Source organism: Actinacidiphila alni (assembly GCF_900112845.1).
Taxonomy (GTDB): domain Bacteria; phylum Actinomycetota; class Actinomycetes; order Streptomycetales; family Streptomycetaceae; genus Actinacidiphila; species Actinacidiphila alni.
In genome coordinates, this window is record NZ_FONG01000002.1 from 358,765 (window position 1) to 375,943 (window position 17,179).

At 72.6% G+C, this 17,179-nt stretch carries 11 protein-coding genes; 5 read left to right on the top strand and 6 right to left on the bottom strand.

The genetic code is table 11. The features are described 5' to 3' along the window. Positions 1–78: 78 nt before the first annotated feature. Together BM076_RS04435 and BM076_RS04440 are read right to left on the bottom strand one after the other, a co-directional pair. On the bottom strand, positions 79–1,344 hold the full coding sequence (locus tag BM076_RS04435) for a metallophosphoesterase (RefSeq protein WP_093712001.1): 1,266 nt from the start codon (positions 1,342–1,344) through the stop codon (positions 79–81). Positions 1,345–1,558: 214 nt separating this feature from the next. After that, positions 1,559–2,656, bottom strand: coding sequence for a LacI family DNA-binding transcriptional regulator (locus BM076_RS04440; protein ID WP_093712002.1), 1,098 nt, complete (start codon positions 2,654–2,656; stop codon positions 1,559–1,561). Positions 2,657–2,970: 314 nt separating this feature from the next. Here BM076_RS04440 and hisC point away from each other — a divergent pair, with 314 nt between their 5' ends. The 5 genes from hisC to BM076_RS04465 all read left to right on the top strand — a co-directional run bounded on the left by hisC (position 2,971) and on the right by BM076_RS04465 (position 12,552). After that, positions 2,971–4,059: a histidinol-phosphate transaminase gene (gene hisC, locus BM076_RS04445; protein WP_093712003.1), complete on the top strand. Its 1,089-nt coding sequence runs from the start codon at positions 2,971–2,973 to the stop codon at positions 4,057–4,059. 218 nt (positions 4,060–4,277) lie between these two features. Further along, positions 4,278–5,792 (top strand): cytochrome ubiquinol oxidase subunit I, encoded by a 1,515-nt coding sequence (locus tag BM076_RS04450; RefSeq protein WP_093712004.1) that lies wholly within the window; start codon positions 4,278–4,280, stop codon positions 5,790–5,792. 44 nt (positions 5,793–5,836) lie between these two features. Beyond that, entirely contained in the window at positions 5,837–6,844 is a 1,008-nt protein-coding gene (cydB, locus tag BM076_RS04455; protein WP_093712005.1) for a cytochrome d ubiquinol oxidase subunit II, read from the top strand. Positions 6,845–6,894: 50 nt separating this feature from the next. Beyond that, positions 6,895–10,581 carry a thiol reductant ABC exporter subunit CydD gene (cydD, locus tag BM076_RS04460; RefSeq protein WP_093712006.1) on the top strand — a complete coding sequence of 1,229 codons (3,687 nt, stop codon included), beginning with the start codon at positions 6,895–6,897 and terminating at the stop codon, positions 10,579–10,581. A gap of 204 nt (positions 10,582–10,785) precedes the next feature. Beyond that, complete coding sequence (locus BM076_RS04465) at positions 10,786–12,552, top strand: sensor histidine kinase (RefSeq protein WP_093712007.1); 1,767 nt, start codon at positions 10,786–10,788, stop codon at positions 12,550–12,552. A gap of 24 nt (positions 12,553–12,576) precedes the next feature. Here the strand turns inward: BM076_RS04465 and BM076_RS04470 are convergent, their stop codons facing one another. The 4 genes from BM076_RS04470 to BM076_RS04485 all read right to left on the bottom strand — a co-directional run bounded on the left by BM076_RS04470 (position 12,577) and on the right by BM076_RS04485 (position 16,714). Further along, on the bottom strand, positions 12,577–13,464 hold the full coding sequence (locus BM076_RS04470; RefSeq protein ID WP_245795710.1) for a Cof-type HAD-IIB family hydrolase: 888 nt from the start codon (positions 13,462–13,464) through the stop codon (positions 12,577–12,579). 269 nt (positions 13,465–13,733) lie between these two features. Next, complete coding sequence (locus BM076_RS04475; protein ID WP_245795711.1) at positions 13,734–14,180, bottom strand: DUF6344 domain-containing protein; 447 nt, start codon at positions 14,178–14,180, stop codon at positions 13,734–13,736. Positions 14,181–14,330: 150 nt separating this feature from the next. Beyond that, positions 14,331–15,212: a hypothetical protein gene (locus tag BM076_RS04480; RefSeq protein ID WP_245795712.1), complete on the bottom strand. Its 882-nt coding sequence runs from the start codon at positions 15,210–15,212 to the stop codon at positions 14,331–14,333. Continuing rightward, positions 15,209–16,714, bottom strand: a complete 1,506-nt coding sequence (locus tag BM076_RS04485) for a phenylacetate--CoA ligase family protein (protein ID WP_245795713.1) — start codon at positions 16,712–16,714, stop codon at positions 15,209–15,211. The genes BM076_RS04480 and BM076_RS04485 overlap by 4 nt, the downstream gene beginning before the upstream one ends. Positions 16,715–17,179: the final 465 nt, after the last annotated feature.

A 17,179-nucleotide genomic window follows, 5' to 3' on the forward strand; every position in this document is an offset into this window, starting at 1 on the left:
GAGCGGTGTGCCTACGGATACAGCGATGGTAGAGCGGGGAGACAGGCCGTGACAGGGCGCAACCAGGAAATGTACGGGCTACCCAACCAGCGGGAGTTGGGCAACGAGCAGCCGTCCGTCCATCGTCACGCCGCCGTCCATCGCCACCGCCAGATTCTCCGCGTACACCATCGGACCCTCCACGGTGTGCGTGCGCTCCTCGCCGTCGGCCGGATACTCCCCGCCGACCTCGCCGAGCAGATACGGGATCGGGCTGTGGCCGTGCACGACGCGGTTGCCGCCGTAGGTGCCGAGCAACTCGCGGGCGGCCTGCGGCCCGCCGTCGCCGCGGAAGGCGAACCGCTTGGTGAGCTTGCGGAACAGGTCCCAGCACTCGTCGGCGTCGCCGCGCTGCAGCACCCCGGTGATGGTGTCGTTCATCTCCTCGACGCTGCTGCCGTACTCCAGATACGCGGTGGTGTCGGAGTGCACCAGCAGGTGGCCGTCGGTGACATGGGCGGCGTCCAGCCGGGACATCCAGGTCAGGTGCCGGTCCTCCAGGCGGTCCATGTCGGACGGCTGGCCGCCGTTGAGCCGCCAGGCGGCCAGGAAGGAGGCGGTACCGCCGGTGGAGTTGACGGGGGTGTCGCCGAACCGGTGCGCGCCGAGCAGCAGCAGTTCGTGATTGCCCATCAGGGCGCGGCAGTAGCCGCCGGCCGCGGCGGCCTCCGCGGACAGCTGCATGACCAGCTCGATGACGCCGATGCCGTCGGGGCCGCGGTCGGTGAAGTCGCCGAGGAACCACAGCCGGGCGCTGCCCGCCGCCCAGTGGCCCTCCTCGTCGACGAGGCCGCGCTCGCGCAGCGCGGCCAGCAGCTCGTCGAGATAGCCGTGCACGTCGCCGACGACGTACAGCGGTCCCGGGCGGTCGGCGACGGTGTCGGTCGCGGTGATCACCGGGAGGTCGCGGGCGGTCGGGGTGTACCCCTCGGGCACCAGCGGCGCGTCGGGGCGCGTCGGTTCGTACGTGGCCGGCCGCTGGGCGGGCGGCGCGCTGTCGTACGAGGGGGGTGCGTTGTCGTACGAGGGAGGTGCGTTGTCGTACGCGGGGGGCGCGACGGGCGTCACGGGTACGCCGGGTCCCTCCGCCGCGCGCGGCTCGTAACCGGCAGCCGGTCCGTTGTGCGGCGCCGGTCCCGCTGCTTGCTCAAGTGCTTGCTCGAACCCCGGAGCCGTACCGAAACCGGTCGCCGGCCCGTGCCCCGCGACGTACGCCGGCGCCTCGCCGGGGACGTACCCGGACGCCTCGGGACGCCAGCCTTCCGCAGTCCCGGGCTCGGGTCCCTGACCTGCCCCCTGAGTCATCGACCCCTCCACGATCGCGCCGCCATCCGCCCATCATAGGAATGACGCTGTCGCGTTGTGACATACCCAGGCACCTGGTTTTCGCAGGGCGCAGACAAACCATCCCTTAGCTCCCTCGTACCCCCGCGCGAATCGCCTTCCGCCTGCCTTCCGTTCGCCGTCCGCCCGTTTTGTGCCGCCGTCGCCGATCGCCCCTGTCCGCTCCCGGCCGTTCTCAGCCGCCGGCCGGTCCCCGCGGATGGCTGACGGTGGTGCGGTGCGCGCGGCGCTGCGAGGAGGTGCGGACGATGAGTTCCGTCGGCATCACCTGCTGCACGGGATGCGCGCCGCCGACGCCCTCGATGGCGTCGATGAGCAACTGCACGACGGCGGTGCCGATCCGTCGCGGCTGCAGCGAGAGTGTGGTGATCGGCGGCTCGGTGCTGGCGTAGACGGTGCTCTCGCTGCAGCAGACCAGCAGCAGGTCGTCCGGGACGCGCAGGCCGTAGCGGCGGGCCGCGGCGAGCAGATCGGTGCCGTTGGGGTCGAAGAGCCCGTAGACGGCGTCGGGGCGGTCCGGCCGCGCGAGTAAGCGGTCCGCGGCGACCGCGCCCGCGCGCGGGTCGTGCGCCGGGTACGACTCGTAGACCGGCTCCTGGCCGACGCGCTCGCACCACTCCAGGTACGCGGTGGTGGACAACCGGGTGTACGTGTCGGTGGTGGTGCCGGTGAGCAGGCCGATCCGGCGGGCGCCGGCCGCGGCGAGGTGGTCGAGGATGCCGAGGACGGCGGCCTCGTGGTCGTTGTCGACCCAGGCGTGCACGGGCAGGCTGCCGGCCGGGCGGCCGTCGGAGACCACCGGGACGCCCTGCCGGACCAGTTCGGTCACCAGCGGGTCGTGGTCGGAGGGGTCGATGACGACGGTGCCGTCCAGCGCCACGTTCCCCCACACGTCGTGCCGGGAGGACGCGGGCAGGATGACCAGGGCGTAGCCGCGGGCGAGCGCGGCGGAGGTGGCGGCTCTGGCCATCTCCGCGAAGTACGCGAATTCCGTGAAGGTGAACGGTTCTTCGCCGTAGGTGGTCACCGTCAGGCCGATCAGGCCCGATCTTCCGGTGCGCAGTGTGCGGGCCGCGGCGGACGGGCGGTAGCCCAGCCGGTCGGCGACCTCGCGGACATGGCGGCGGGTGGCGTCGGGCAGTCGGCCCTTGCCGTTGAGTGCGTCGGAGACAGTCGTGATCGAGACTCCGGCGGCGGCGGCGACATCCCTGATCCCCGCCCGCTCCAGCCGGCGTCCGGTCCGGCTCGCCTGGTGGTTCCCTGCTGCTGTCATGGCCTGCCGATATTAGGGCGGCGCTGGTCCGGTCGGCGCCTGCCCCTGTGACCCCCCTGAAGATAGGTTTCTGCAAGATCGAATACCGTATGCAAGGTGGAATATGCAGGCGGCAGCGCATGCCGCGCGGCCGATACGGTCGCGGTCGCGGCCCGCACCCGTTCATTGGTCCACCAACACGAGTGACACCAACTCACTCCTACGAGTTACGCGCGCCACCGCGCACGCCACCCGGGCACCCACAAGGAGCGCGCCCGCGGGCCCGTCCTGGCACCGCACTCCACAGGCGGGCGGGGCACTCGTAAGGTGAGGTCATGACCACCCCGAAGCTGCGCGCGGAACTGGACGGCATCCCCACGTACAAGCCCGGGCGACCCCCGGCCGCGGAGGGGAGCGGGGACCGGACCGGTCCCGCTTTCAAGCTGTCCTCGAACGAGAACCCGTACCCTCCGCTGCCCGGTGTGCTGGAGGCGGCCACCGCCGCCGCGGCCGCCTTCAACCGTTATCCCGACCTGGCCTGCTCGGCGCTGACCGCGGAGCTGGCGGGACGTTTCGGCGTGCCCGAGGCACACATCGCGACCGGCACCGGCTCGGTGGGCGTGGCCCAGCAGCTGCTCCAGTCGACGTCCGGGCCCGGGGACGAGGTGATCTACGCCTGGCGGTCGTTCGAGGCGTATCCGATCATCACCCGGATCAGCGGCGCGCGGCCGGTGCAGGTGCCGCTGGACGCGGACGAGCGGCACGACCTGGACGCGATGGCCGCGGCGGTCACCGACCGCACCCGGCTGATCTTCGTCTGCAACCCCAACAACCCGACCGGCACGGTGGTGCGCCGGGCCGAGCTGGAACGCTTCCTGGACCGGGTGCCGTCCGACGTGCTGGTGGTGCTGGACGAGGCGTACCGCGAATTCATCACCGACGCGGATGTTCCCGACGGAATCGATCTGTACCGGGACCGTCCGAATGTGGCGGTACTGCGGACCTTCTCCAAGGCGTACGGCCTGGCCGGGCTGCGGATCGGCTTCGCGGTGGCGCACGAGCCGGTGGCGGCGGCGCTGCGCAAGACGGCGGTGCCCTTCGGCGTCAGCCAGCTCGCGCAGGACGCGGCGGTGGCCAGCCTGCGCGCCGAGCCGGCGCTGCTGGAGCGGGTCGCGGGCCTGGTCGCCGAGCGGAGCCGGGTGGTCGAGGCGCTGACCGGCCAGGGCTGGACGGTGCCCGAGACGCAGGCCAACTTCGTGTGGCTGCGGCTGGGGGAGCGGACGGCCGACTTCGCGGCGGCGGCCGAGCGGGCCGGCACCACCGTCCGCCCCTTCGCGGGCGAGGGCGTACGGATCACCATCGGTGAGACCGAAGCCAACGATCTGCTGCTGCACACCGCCGAGACCTTCCGCAAGGAGCTGTAACGGCCCTTGCGCGAAAGGGCCGTTCGGCCCTGGTCGGCCCCGCTGAACTGCCCCGACGGCCCCCTGACACCCCCCGGTGTCAGGGGGTTTTATCGTGTGGGTGATACTACCTTGTGAATGTATTCACGTTCACAAGCGAACGTGTCGTGCCCATAAGGCGTGTCATGTCCGGTGAACATGGGGCGAAAGCCTCAATACGGCAGCAAAGGAGGCGGATCGTGCAGCTCGCGCTGGAGCCACTGGACGTCGCCCGATGGCAGTTCGGCGTCACCACCGTCTACCACTTCCTCTTCGTCCCGCTGACGATCTCGCTGTCCGCCCTCACCGCGGGGCTCCAGACCGCGTGGGTGCGCAGCGGCAACGAGAAGTACCTCAAGGCCACCAAGTTCTGGGGCAAGCTCTTCCTGATCAACATCGCGATGGGTGTGGTCACCGGCATCGTGCAGGAGTTCCAGTTCGGCATGAACTGGTCGGACTACTCCCGCTTCGTCGGCGACATCTTCGGCGCCCCGCTCGCCTTCGAGGCCCTGATCGCCTTCTTCTTCGAGTCCACCTTCATCGGACTGTGGATCTTCGGCTGGGACAAGCTGCCGAAGAAGATCCATCTCGCCTGCATCTGGATGGTCTCGATCGGGACGATCCTGTCGGCGTATTTCATCCTGGCCGCCAACTCCTGGATGCAGCACCCGGTCGGCTACCGCTACAACCCGAAGACCAAGCGCGCCGAACTCACCGACTTCTGGACCGTGCTCACCCAGAACACCGCGCTCGCCCAGTTCTTCCACACCATCTCCGCCGCCTTCCTCACCGGCGCCGCCTTCATGATCGGCATCGCCGCCTACCACCTGGCGCGCAAGCGGCACATCGCCGTGATGCGCTCCTCGCTGCGGCTGGCCCTGGTGATCGCCGTCGTCGCCGGCGCGCTCACCGCGATCAGCGGCGACACCCTCGGCAAGGTCATGTTCAAGCAGCAGCCGATGAAGATGGCCGCCGCCGAGGCGCTGTGGGACGGCCAGAACGGCGCCCCCTTCTCGATCTTCGCGGTCGGCGACGTCAGCAAGGGGCACAACAGCGTCGAAATAGAGATTCCGAACCTGCTGTCCTTCCTGGCCACCGACGACTTCCACGCCTACGTGGGCGGCATCAACGACGTCAACAAGCAGGAGCAGCAGAAGTACGGCCCCGGCGACTACCGGCCCAACATCCCCGTCGCCTACTGGGGCTTCCGCTGGATGATCGGCTTCGGTGTCGTCTCGATCGGCGTCGGCGCGGCCGGCCTGTGGCTGACCCGCCGCAAGTTCTGGCTGGCGCCCGCGCACCGCACCGGCGACGACGAGGTGCCGCATCTGATGCTCACCAAGAACGGTCAGCTCGGCCCGCGCCTGTCGCGCTGGTACTGGTGGATCGCCCTGTGGACCATGGTCTTCCCGCTGCTGGCCAACTCCTGGGGCTGGATCTTCACCGAGACCGGCCGCCAGCCCTGGGTGGTCTACGGAGTGCTGCGCACCCGCGACGCGGTCTCCCCCACCGTCTCCACCGGTGAGGTGTTCACCTCGCTGATCGTCTTCACCCTCCTCTACGCGGCCCTCGCCGTCGTCGAGGTGCGGCTGCTCCTGAAGTACGCCAAGGCGGGTCCCGCCGAACTCACCGACGACGACCGCCGCTCCCCCACCCGTATCGGCGGCGACGGCGGCGACGCGGACGCCGACCGCCCGATGGCGTTCTCGTACTGAGACCAGTCCCGAGACCTGTACTGACGTACTGAGAGGAGTGCGACATGCATCTGCACGATGTCTGGTTCGTTCTCATCGCGGTCCTGTGGACCGGTTACTTCTTCCTGGAGGGCTTCGACTTCGGGGTCGGCATCCTCACCAAGCTGCTGGCCCGCGACCGGACCGAGAAGCGGGTGCTGATCAACACCATCGGCCCGGTCTGGGACGGCAACGAGGTGTGGCTGCTCACCGCGGGCGGCGCGACCTTCGCCGCCTTCCCCGACTGGTACGCCACCCTCTTCTCCGGCTTCTACCTGCCGCTGCTGATCATCCTGGTCTGCCTGATCGTGCGCGGTGTCGCCTTCGAGTACCGCGCCAAGCGGGACGACGAGCGCTGGCAGCGCAACTGGGAGAACGCGATCTTCTGGACCTCCCTGGTCCCGGCGCTGCTGTGGGGCGTCGCCTTCGCGAACATCGTGCGGGGCGTGAAGATCGACGCGAACAAGGAGTACGTGGGCAACTTCTGGGACCTGCTCAACGGTTACTCGATCCTCGGCGGCCTCGTCACGCTGACCCTGTTCACCTTCCACGGCGCCGTCTTCGTCTCGCTGAAGACGCTCGGCGACATCCGGGACCGGGCCCGTGCCTTCGCCACCCGGGTCGGGGCCGGCACCGCCGTCCTCGCGCTGGCCTTCCTGATCTGGACCCAGGCCGCGCACGGCAACGGCCGCAGCATCGCGGCGCTGGTCGTCGCCGTGGCCGCCCTGGTCGGGGCGCTGGCCGCCAACCTCGCCGGGCGGGAGGGCTGGTCGTTCGCGCTGTCCGGCGTCACGATCGCGGCGGCCGTCGCCATGCTCTTCCTGGCGCTCTTCCCGGACGTGATGCCGTCCTCGCTCAACAGCGACTGGAATCTGACGGTCGGCAACGCCTCGGCCACCCCGTACACGCTGAAGATCATGACGTGGTGCGCGGGCGTCGCCACCCCGCTGGTGCTGCTCTACCAGGGCTGGACCTACTGGGTCTTCCGCAAGCGGATCGGCACCCAGCACATCGCAGCCGCGACCGGTCACTGAGACCGGATCCGCACCGGCACCGACCGCCTGGACCGTCCGACCCGGAGGGGATGTTTCACGTGAAACCTGTCGATCCGCGACTGCTGCGGTACGCCCGTACCACCCGGGTCTTCCTGGCCGGCTCCGTACTGCTCGGGGTGGCCGGGGCGGGGCTGATCGTCGCTCAGGCGGTGCTGATCGCCGATGTGGTGGTCGGCGGCTTCCAGGGCGGCGAGGGGACCGGCGAGCTGCGCGGCACGCTGCTGTGGCTGGTCGCCGTCGCCGCCGGGCGGGCGCTGGTGGGCTGGCTCACCGAACTGTGCGCCCACCGGGCGGGCGCGGCGGCCAAGTCGCAGTTGCGCGGCCGGCTGCTGGAGCGGGCCACCGCGCTCGGCCCCGGCTGGCTGACCGGCCGCCGCAGCGGCGAGCTGACCACGCTCGCCACCCGCGGGATCGACGCGCTGGACGACTACTTCGCCCGCTATCTGCCGCAGCTCGGGCTCGCGGTCGTGGTGCCCGCGGTCGTGCTGGCCCGGATTCTGGCCGCCGACTGGGTCTCGGCGCTCACCATCGCGCTGACGCTGCCGCTCATCCCGCTGTTCATGGTGCTGGTCGGCTGGGCCACCCGGGACCGGATGGACCGGCAGTGGAAGCTGCTGGCCCGGCTGTCCGGGCACTTCCTGGACGTCGTCGCCGGCCTGCCGACGCTCAAGGTGTTCGGCCGGGCCAAGGCGCAGGCCGACAACATCCGCGCTATCACCGGCGACTACCGGCGGGCCACTCTCAAGACGCTGCGGATCGCGTTCCTGTCCTCCTTCGTCCTGGAACTGCTCGCCACCATCTCCGTCGCCCTGGTCGCGGTCGGCATCGGCATGCGGCTGGTGCACGGTGAACTCTCGCTGCGCACCGGGCTGCTGGTGCTGATCCTGGCGCCCGAGGCGTATCTGCCGCTGCGGCAGGTCGGCGCGCAATACCACGCGGCGGCCGAGGGGCTGGCCGCCGCCGAGCAGGTCTTCGAGGTGCTGGAGACGGAGCCGGCGACCGCGCCGGGCGGGGCGGCGGTGCCCGATCTGCGGTCGGCGACGATCACGGTCGACGGTCTCGCCGTGCGCGACGGCGGCTCGCTCGCGACCACCGGTTTCACGCTCGCGCCCGGCGAGACGGTGGCGGTCACCGGGCCCAGCGGTGTCGGCAAGACCACGCTGCTCAATGCGCTGCTGGGTTTCGTCCCGGCCGCCGAGGGCCGGATCCTGGTCGGCGGCACCGACCTGACCGCGCTCGACCCCGCCGACTGGCACCGGCAGATCGCCTGGGTCCCGCAGCATCCGCACCTGTTCGCCGGCACCGTCGCCGACAACGTACGGCTGGCCCGGCCGGACGCCGACGACGCCGCCGTACGGGCCGCCCTCGCCGACGCCGGCGCCCTGTCCTTCGTCTCCCCCACCGACCTCCTCACCGAGGACGGCACCAATCTCTCGGCCGGCCAGCGCCAGCGCGTCGCCCTCGCCCGCGCCTTCCTCGCCGACCGCCCCCTGCTCCTCCTGGACGAGCCCACCGCCAATCTCGACGGCGCCACCGAGGCCGACGTCGTCGCCACCCTCCACCGCCTCACCGCCACCCGCACCGTCCTCCTGATCGCCCACCGCCCGGCCCTCCTCCCCCTTGCCGACAAGGTCGTAACCCTGCGCCCCGCACCCGAACCGGTGGACACCGCACCCGAGCCCCGGGCGCTGGCGCCGCGTTCGACCGCCCGTCCCGCGCCCGCGGTAAGTGCGACGGCGGGGCCGGCGGCCCGGCTTGAAGTTCACGCCGACGCCGATGCCAGCACCCAGCCCGCGCCGGGCGGGCGGGACGCCGTCGCGTCCGTGGCGGCGCCTGCTCACGCGGGCCCTGCCGTCGATGACCTGCCCGCGCTTCCGGGCGGGCGTCGCCCGGACGACGCGCCTGAGCGCGGGGCCTCCGGCCGTACCGGTGCTCCCGATGCCTCCGGCAGGGAGCAGAGCACCGTGCTCAACCGCCTCACCGGCGGCGCGCGGCGCCGGTTCTGGGCCGCCGTCGCGCTCGGCGCGCTCGCGCTGCTGTCGGCGGTCGGGCTGATGGCGACGTCCGGGTGGCTGATCAGCCGGGCGTCGCAGCAGCCGCCGGTGCTGTATCTGATGGTGGCGGTCACCGCGACGCGGGCGTTCGGGATCGGCCGGGCGGTGTTCCGGTACGGCGAGCGGCTCGTGGCGCACGACGCGGTGTTCCGAGCGCTGGCCGGGGTCCGGGTGGCGGTCTTCCGGCGGCTGGAGCGGCTGGCGCCCGCCGGGCTCGGCGCGACCCGGCGCGGTGACCTGCTGTCCCGGCTGGTCGCCGACGTGGATGCTGTCCAGGACCACTATCTGCGCTGGCTGCTGCCCGCCCTGACCGGCGGCGTCGTCGGCGCGGTCGCCGCCGCCTTCACCGGCTGGCTACTGCCCGCCGCCGGGGCGGTCCTCGCGGCGGGCCTGCTCGCCGCGGGCGTCGCCGTGCCCGCGCTGTCGGCCGCCGTCGCCCGCCGTACGCAGGCCCGGCTCGCGCCCGCGCGCGGCGAACTGTCCGCCCGGGTGCTCGGCCTGTTCACCGGCACCGCCGAACTGACCGTCGCGGGCGCCCTCCCGCGCCGCCGTGCGGACGCCGAGCGCGCCGACCGTACCCTCACCGCGATCGCCGCCCGCTCGGCCGCCGCGACCGCGCTCGGCGCCGGACTCACCGCGCTGATCAGCGGTCTGACGGTGACGGCGTGCGCGTACGCCGGTGTCGCGGCTGTCGCCGGACATCACCTCCAGGGCGTCGCGCTGGCCGTCGTCGTCCTCACGCCGCTCGCCGCCTTCGAGGCCGTCACGGGGATGCCGGCCGCCGTGCAGCAGCGGCAGCGCAGCCGCCGCTCGGCGGCGCGGGTGGCCGAGGTGCTGGACGCGCCGCTGCCCGTACGGGAGCCGGAGCGGCCCGCCGCCCCGCCCGCCGCGCCCTTCCCGCTGGTGGTGCGCGGGCTGACGGCCCGCCACCCGGGCCAGGCCGAGCCGGCGCTCCACGACGTCGACCTCACGCTCACCGCGGGCCGCCGCGTCGCCGTCGTCGGCGCCTCGGGCGCGGGCAAGACGACGCTCGCGCACGTCCTGCTGCGCTTCCTGGACGCCGAGGCGGGCACATACACGCTGGCCGGGCAGGACGCGGCCGGGCTGGACGGCGACGACGTACGCCGCCTGGTCGGGCTGTGCGCCCAGGACGCGCACGTCTTCGACAGCACCGTCCGGGAGGATCTGCGGCTGGCCCGCCCCGGCGCGGACGACGCCGAACTACGGGACGCGCTGGCCGCCGCCCGGCTCGACATCGGCCTCGACACCCTCGTCGGCGAGCACGGCGCCCGGCTGTCCGGCGGCATGCGGCAGCGCCTGGCGCTGGCCCGCGCGCTGCTGGCCCGCTTCCCCGTCCTCGTGCTGGACGAGCCCGCCGAGCACCTCGACCTGGCCACCGCCGACGCCCTGACCGCCGATCTGCTGGCCGCCACCCGCGGCCGTACGACGCTGATCATCACCCACCGGCTCGCGGGCCTCGCGGACGGCGCGGTCGACGAGATCGTGGTGCTGGAGCGGGGCCGCGTCGTGCAGCGCGGCTCCTACGCCGAACTTGCGGCGGCCGAGGGCGACTTCCGCCGCGCGCTGGAACGCGAGCGGCTCGCGGACGCGGGCGCCGGTGCCCCCGCGCAGTCCGATCACCTCGCGATGACCGCCGCCTGACCCGGCTCCCCGATTGCATGCGCTCACGACTACGACCAACCAGCGACCCGAAATGTGAGGTGGAATTCGCAGTCGATTTGACCTCACATTTCGGCGGGCTGCGTGGTCGGACAGATGAGACGGACGCACCGCCCGCCGGACCCGGGTCGCCGGGATGCCGGGCATAAGGGGCGAAACGCCGTCGCGGCTCCTACGCTCGGGGGCATGGCAGCAGACAGCGACGGCGCCCCCGGACCGCTGAACGGCACGGGCGGTCCGGGCGGCTCGGGCGGCCCTGACGGGTCGCCCACCCTCAGCTTCCAGGTCATCGCCTCGCAGATCACCCTGCGGCTGCCCGAGCTGCTGGAAGCCGTCGTGTCGGTCGGCACCGGCATCGAGCTGCACACCACGCTGCGCCGGATCGTGGAGACCGCCGCTGAGCTGGCCGACGCCCGTTACGCCGCGCTCGGCGTCCTGGACGCCGATGGCACCGGCCTCGCCGACTTCATCACATACGGCATCGGCGAGACCGACGCGGCCCGGATGGGCGCGCTGCCGGACGGCCACGCCGGTCTGCTCGGTGAGCTGATCAAGCACCCGGTGCCGCTGCGCCTGGCCGATCTGTCCGCCGACGACCGTTCGGTGGGCCTGCCGCCCGGCCACCCGCCGATGAAGACCTTCGTGGGCGTCCCGATCCGCGTGCACACCGAGATCTTCGGCAATCTCTATCTGACCGAGAAGCGCGGCGGCTGGCAGTTCACCGACGAGGACACCCGCATGCTGCGGATCCTCGCCATGGAGGCCGGCATCGCGATCGGCAACGCGCGGCTGTACGAGTCCGCCCGGCAGCGCGAGCACTGGATCAGCGGCGCCGCCGCCGTCACCACGGCGCTGCTCACCGGGGACGCCGCCGACGACGCGCTGGACGTCGTCGCCGTGTGGGCGCGCAAGCTCGCCGAGTCCGCCGCCGCCCTGGTGCTGGCGCCGCGCGGGAGTGACAGCGGCCTGGAGGTGGTGGCGGCGTCGGCGGCCGACCCCGAGGGCATGGTCGGCACCGTCATCCCGGCCGAGAACCCCATCGTGGCGCAGCTGTTGAACGGCGAGCCGGTCTTCGTGGACGACGCCGCCTCCGACCCGCGCACCACGACGCGGCTGGCACAGCGCTTCGGTCCGACGATGATGCTCCCGTTGCAGAGCAACGACCGGGTGATCGGCATCCTGGCGCTGCCCCGGCCGCCGGGCGGCCGTCCGTTCAGCGAGACCGAACGCGTCCTGGCCACCCAGTTCGCCGCTCAGGCCGCGCTCGCCCTCGTCCTGGCCGACGTGCAGCGCGACCGCGAACGCCTCGCGGTCTACGAGGACCGCGACCGGATCGCCCGCGATCTGCACGACCTGGTGATCCAGCGTCTGTTCGCCACCGGCATGATGCTGGAGGGCGCGGGCCGGCGGGCCCGCACCCCCGAGGTCATCGAGCGGATCGGTCACGCCGTGGACGAACTCGACGCCACCATCCAGGAAGTGCGCACCGCGATCTACGCCCTCCAGCAGGGCCCGGGCGACGACGCCGCCCATTCCGGTCTGCGGGCCCGCGCGCTGCGCGAAGTCGGCACGGCAGCCGTGCCGTTGGGCTTCCAGCCGTCCGTGCGCTTCGTCGGCGCCGTGGACGCGCTCGTCGGCGAACCGGTCGGCAAGAATCTCGTCGCCGCCCTGCGCGAGGTCCTCTCCAACGCCTTCCGGCACGCCCGCGCCTCCCGGATCGACGTGACGGTCGACGCCACCGCCGCCCTCCCCGACGGCGCCCCCGCCGTCCGCCTGACCGCCACCGACGACGGCGTCGGCATCCCCGAGGGCGGGCGCCGCAGCGGCCTGCGCAATCTCGCTCGTCGCGCCGGCTCGCTCGGCGGCTCCAGTACGTATGGGCCGGGGCCGGACGGCACCGGTACGACGGTGGTGTGGGAGGCCCCGCTCCGGACTCCGTCCCAGCCCGACTGACGTGTTCGGTAAGGGAGTTGGCGCTCAGCCGCGCCGGGCGGCAAGGATCCGCTCGATGACCCGGGCCACGCCGTCCTCGTCGTTGGACGCCGTCCGGTGCGTGGTCGCCTCCAGCACCCGCGGGTGGGCGTTGGCGACGGCGTACGACGTACCGGCCCAGCTCAGCATCGCCAGATCGTTCGGCATGTCCCCGAAGGCGACGACCTCCGCGGCCGTCACACCGCGCTCCGCGCAACATCGCGCCAGCGTCGTCGCCTTGCTGACGCCCGTACCGCTGATCTCCAGCAGCGCGCTCTCCGCGGACCGGGTGATCTCACCGTACAGGCCCGCCACTTCGAGGCCGATCGCCAGGAATTCGTCGGGGTCGACCGAGGGGTGCTTGGCCAGCAGCTTCAGCAGCGGCTGTCCCGCGGCGCGCACCGAGAGCAGTTCCTCGATCGGTGCGGTGGGCCCGAAGTCCGGTTCGATCCGCGGGTATTCGGGCTCGCGGTAGAAGGTGTCGACGCGTTCGACGGCGAAGTACGTGCCCGGCACGGCGGCGCGCAGCGCGTGCGCGGCGGCCAGCGCCTCGTCCTCCGGCAGCGGGAACGCCTCGATCAACTCGCCCTTGTGCAGGTCGTACACAGCGGCGCCGTTGGCCAGGATGGCCATCCCGTGCCCCGCCAGGTGCTCGGCGACCGTGCCCATCCAGCGCGCGGGCCGCCCGGTGACGAAGAAGACCTCGATTCCCGCGGCCTCCGCGTCGGTGAGCGCCGCGACCGTACGCGGGGACACCGTCTTGTCACCGTGCAGCAGCGTGCCGTCGAGATCGGTGGCGATCAGCCGTGGCGACGGGAGGGAGTAGGAGGCGGCTGCGGACGGCTCGTCGTCCGCGGGTCGTGGTTGCCCGCTGGGCTCGGTGGCTGAGGTCACGGGGCCATCCTTGCGCATCCTTGCCCCGCCCGCACAAAAGTGCGGATACCTGCTCAGCCGAGCCTGTTCCGGCCGCGATTCCGGCTTGATCCCGTCGGTGGTGGCTGCTCTGCTGCTGTGTTCTCCTGCTGCTCTTTCGTGGCCGCGCCGTCAGGCGCGGAAGTCTGTGGGTGGTACGTGGCTGTGCTGGTCCTGCTGGTCGTACGGGTCCTGCTGGTTCTGCTGAAGAAACGTCATGGGTACTGCGTCGTGCGGTCGTACGGAGCTGCTCAGCGGACGAGTGCCGCGTTCTCGTGCGCGCGCCGGGCGTTCTCGTCGGCCGCCGTCAGGGCGTGGTCGGCCAGGGCGGTGTTCGCGGTGAACGGCGGGGTGTCCGAGACGTCGAGGCCGGCGCCGATGCTGCGGGCGGAGGGGGAGGAGCCGTGCGCCTCGGCGCGGATGCGCTGCTTCATCGTCGGCGGCAGTGTCCGGCCGCCGGGCCTGGGCGCGGGCAGGTACGCCGCGCATCCCGGTGTCCTGGTGGGGATCGGTTCGGCCGGCGCGGCCGTACCGGAGACCGTCCCGCGGGCCGGGACGGCGGCGGGGGTGGCGGCCGGGATCTGCGCGGCGGCCCGGGCGGTGCGGGCGGGAGTGGCGAAGCCGAGCCCGGCGACGCACTTGAGGAGCACGCTGACGAAGGCGCTCCAGAAGGCGGTGACGTTCTTGATGACGTTCATGACCTCTCGATTCCTCGGTGCGGAAAATCTGACTTCTCCGATCATGAGGAAGACGGCACGGATTCCCAGGAAGCGCACCTCGGATTCGCGGATATACACACAAACGCCACCTGTTCGGACCAATCAGGCCGCCCGCGCCGGCGCCCGCGATCAGCCCCGCCGCACCGCGGGCCCGGACCGTACGGCGCCGGGCGCGGCCCGCCACTGCGCCGTGGTCCGCTCACCGCCGAGCCGCCGCGACCAGTACAGATGCTGCGCCACGATCAGCGGGCCGAGCGCCGTCAGCAACGGGAATCCGCTGGTCAGCGCCCCGACGGCGAAGAGCGCACTGATCGCGCCCGTCACCGCCACCCCCACCGCGCCCGCCATCAGCGCCGCGCCCCGCCCGTACGCCTTGGCCGCGACCAGCGGGAACAGCACGAGCAGCAGTAGGTCGCCGAGGCCGACCGACACCGGGTGCTGGCCGCCCGTCAGGGCGAGCATCGGCGCGAAGGGGCGGCCCTGGACGCGGGTCGCGAACCGCAGCGTGACGTCGGTGAGCGCGGTCGCCACCAGGTCGTAGCAGGTCAGGGCGGCCGCGAGGGCGGCGACATGGGCGGCGCGCATACCGCTCTGCGTCCACAGATTGGCCACGCCGACCACCGCGACGGCGATCAGCAGATCCGTACCGACGCGTACGCCCGTCGGCCGGTCGTGCAGCAGCGCCGTCACGGCGCACCCGGCGGCGGCGAGCAGCCACGTCGTCGCCGTGGCCCATCCCGCACCCGGCCACCGCGCGGCCACCACCGGCGCGAGCGTGAACTGCACCGCCAGGCCCAGCACCACCCCGAACACCGCGGCCACCGCCGTGCCCGGCAGCTCCAGATAGAGCAGCGGAGCCAGCACGATGCCGACGCACAGCAGCACGATGTCGGCCGGTTCGTAGACGCCGACCGGCGGCCGGGGCATCCGCACCCGGGCCAGATAGGTGCCCGCCACCGCCATCACCAGCGCGACGCAGCCGCTCAGTGCGGCGAGCGCGACCCCGCTCATGCCGTCGCCGCCCTGGCGGTCTCCGCCGTTGCCGACGCTGCCGGTTGCGGCGGTTCGGGCGGTTCCGGCAGCGTCTCGAAGGTGCGCTCGCGCAGGTCGGCCCGTACGGGGGCGGCCGGCGGCAGGGCGGCCCGGTCGTCGTACAGCTTGATTCCGGCCAGCGGCAGACGCGCCGCGTCCGCCCGTTCCTCCAGCCGGGCCAGCAGCGCGCGGGCGGGCAGGGTGCGGACCAGCAGGTGCAGCAGGGCCGTGCCGTCGGGGCGTTCGGTGACGGCGTAGCGCGCGGGCAGCGGCACCTCGGGCTCCGCCTCGATCAGGTCGAGCAGCGCCCGGGTCGGCAGCGCGGCGCTCAGCGGTCCCGACCAGCGGCCGAGTACGGCGGAGGTGGCCGGCAGGTGCGCCAGCTCGCAGTCCGGCGGCGCGGCCGGTACGCGGACGAGGTCGCCGGTCGCGTACCGCAGCAGCAGGGTGCAGGTGCGGTACGGCACGTACGGCGTGTGCACGATCGTTCCGACGGCGCCGGGTGCGGTCGGTTCCCAGGTCAGCGGGTCGAGCACTTCGAGGTGGCCGAATTCGGTGGTGTGGTGGAGATGGCCCGCGGCGCAGGGCGTGCCGCCGGACGGCAGCGTCTCCGTCATCAGGTACGAGGTGGCGACCGGTGCCCCGAGCACCGCCTCGGCGCGGGCCCGCAGCGGGTCCGACAGCACCTCGCCGCCCACGCCGACGCTCTCCAGGCCGAAGTCCGCCGGCCCGCGTCCCGTGCGCTCGGCCTCCTGCACCAGCGCCGACAGATACGAGGCGGAGGTGGTCAGATGGGTGATGCGCGGCTCCTTGCCGGGCAGCCCGAGCGGGGCGGCGAGCCGGGCCAGGACGATCGCGGGTTCAACCGTCCCGAACTGGACGAACGCCGCGCCCACCCGCGTCGCGGACTCCTCCGCGTTCAGCAGCGGCAGCGTCGCGCGCGAGCAGCCCGCGTACGCCATGGTGTGCCGCGGGCGCAGGCCCAGGCCGAGCGCGGCCGAGATCGTACTGAGCGCGACCGTCGTCTCCAGCTCGTCCCTGGCGTACCAGACCGTGGTGGGCGTGCCGCTGGTCCCGGTGGTCAGCGCCATCAGCGCGGGGCGGGCCGCGGCGGAGACGAAGTCGGCGGGCCGGTCGCGCAGCGCCTTCTTCGCCGTCACCGGCACCCGCGACCAGCTGCCGGCGTCCAGCGTGCCGGGGTCCAGGCCGAGTTCGGCGAAGACCCGGGCGTAGTACGGGGTGTGCCGGACGGCGGCGCGCGCCGTGGCCCGCAGGCTCCGGCCGGTCATCGTGGCCCGCACCTGCGGGTCGACCTGGGCAGCCTGGCCGGGCAGCAGCGCGGAGTCCTCGCCCGGTTCGCCGAATTCGGCGAGTGTCGCCACCAGGTCGCGGGCGATGCGGTCGAGGTCGCGTGGGCGGATGCGGCGGCCCAGCAGGACGGCGGTGCTGTAGCGCAGCTGACTCAGTGCGGTGCCGAACACGGTGGCTTCGCCTCCTGGAGCACATGCGCGTCGGGCGGTCGACGGCCCCGGGGCCGGAGGGCCGGGCGGCCGGACGCCCCGGCCCGGTACAGGCCGGGGCGGGCTCTGCGGTTCGGGTCAGGACATGCGTCCAGGTCAGGACATGTGCACGAACATCGCGGCCGTCAGCGTGCTCAGGGCGTACTTGAGGTAGTGCTTCACCATGGTCGGTTTCCTCCCTCTCCAGGGAGGCGGCGGCCCGGTCGGCCGCCGCCTGTCCCTTGCCGTGCGCCCGGCGGTGGCCGGATCCGGCCTGCGGGCTGCCGTGAGTGTAGGAGCGGGGCCGTGTCGCGCTCCAGGGGCGGTACGGGCAATCTGACAGGAAGTCAGCTTTTTGGTTGACATGTACTGGCCGGGAAATTCATGCAGAGACCATCTACCTCCCGGGGTTTGAAACGGGCGGACGGTTAGGCTGGCGGGCGTGAG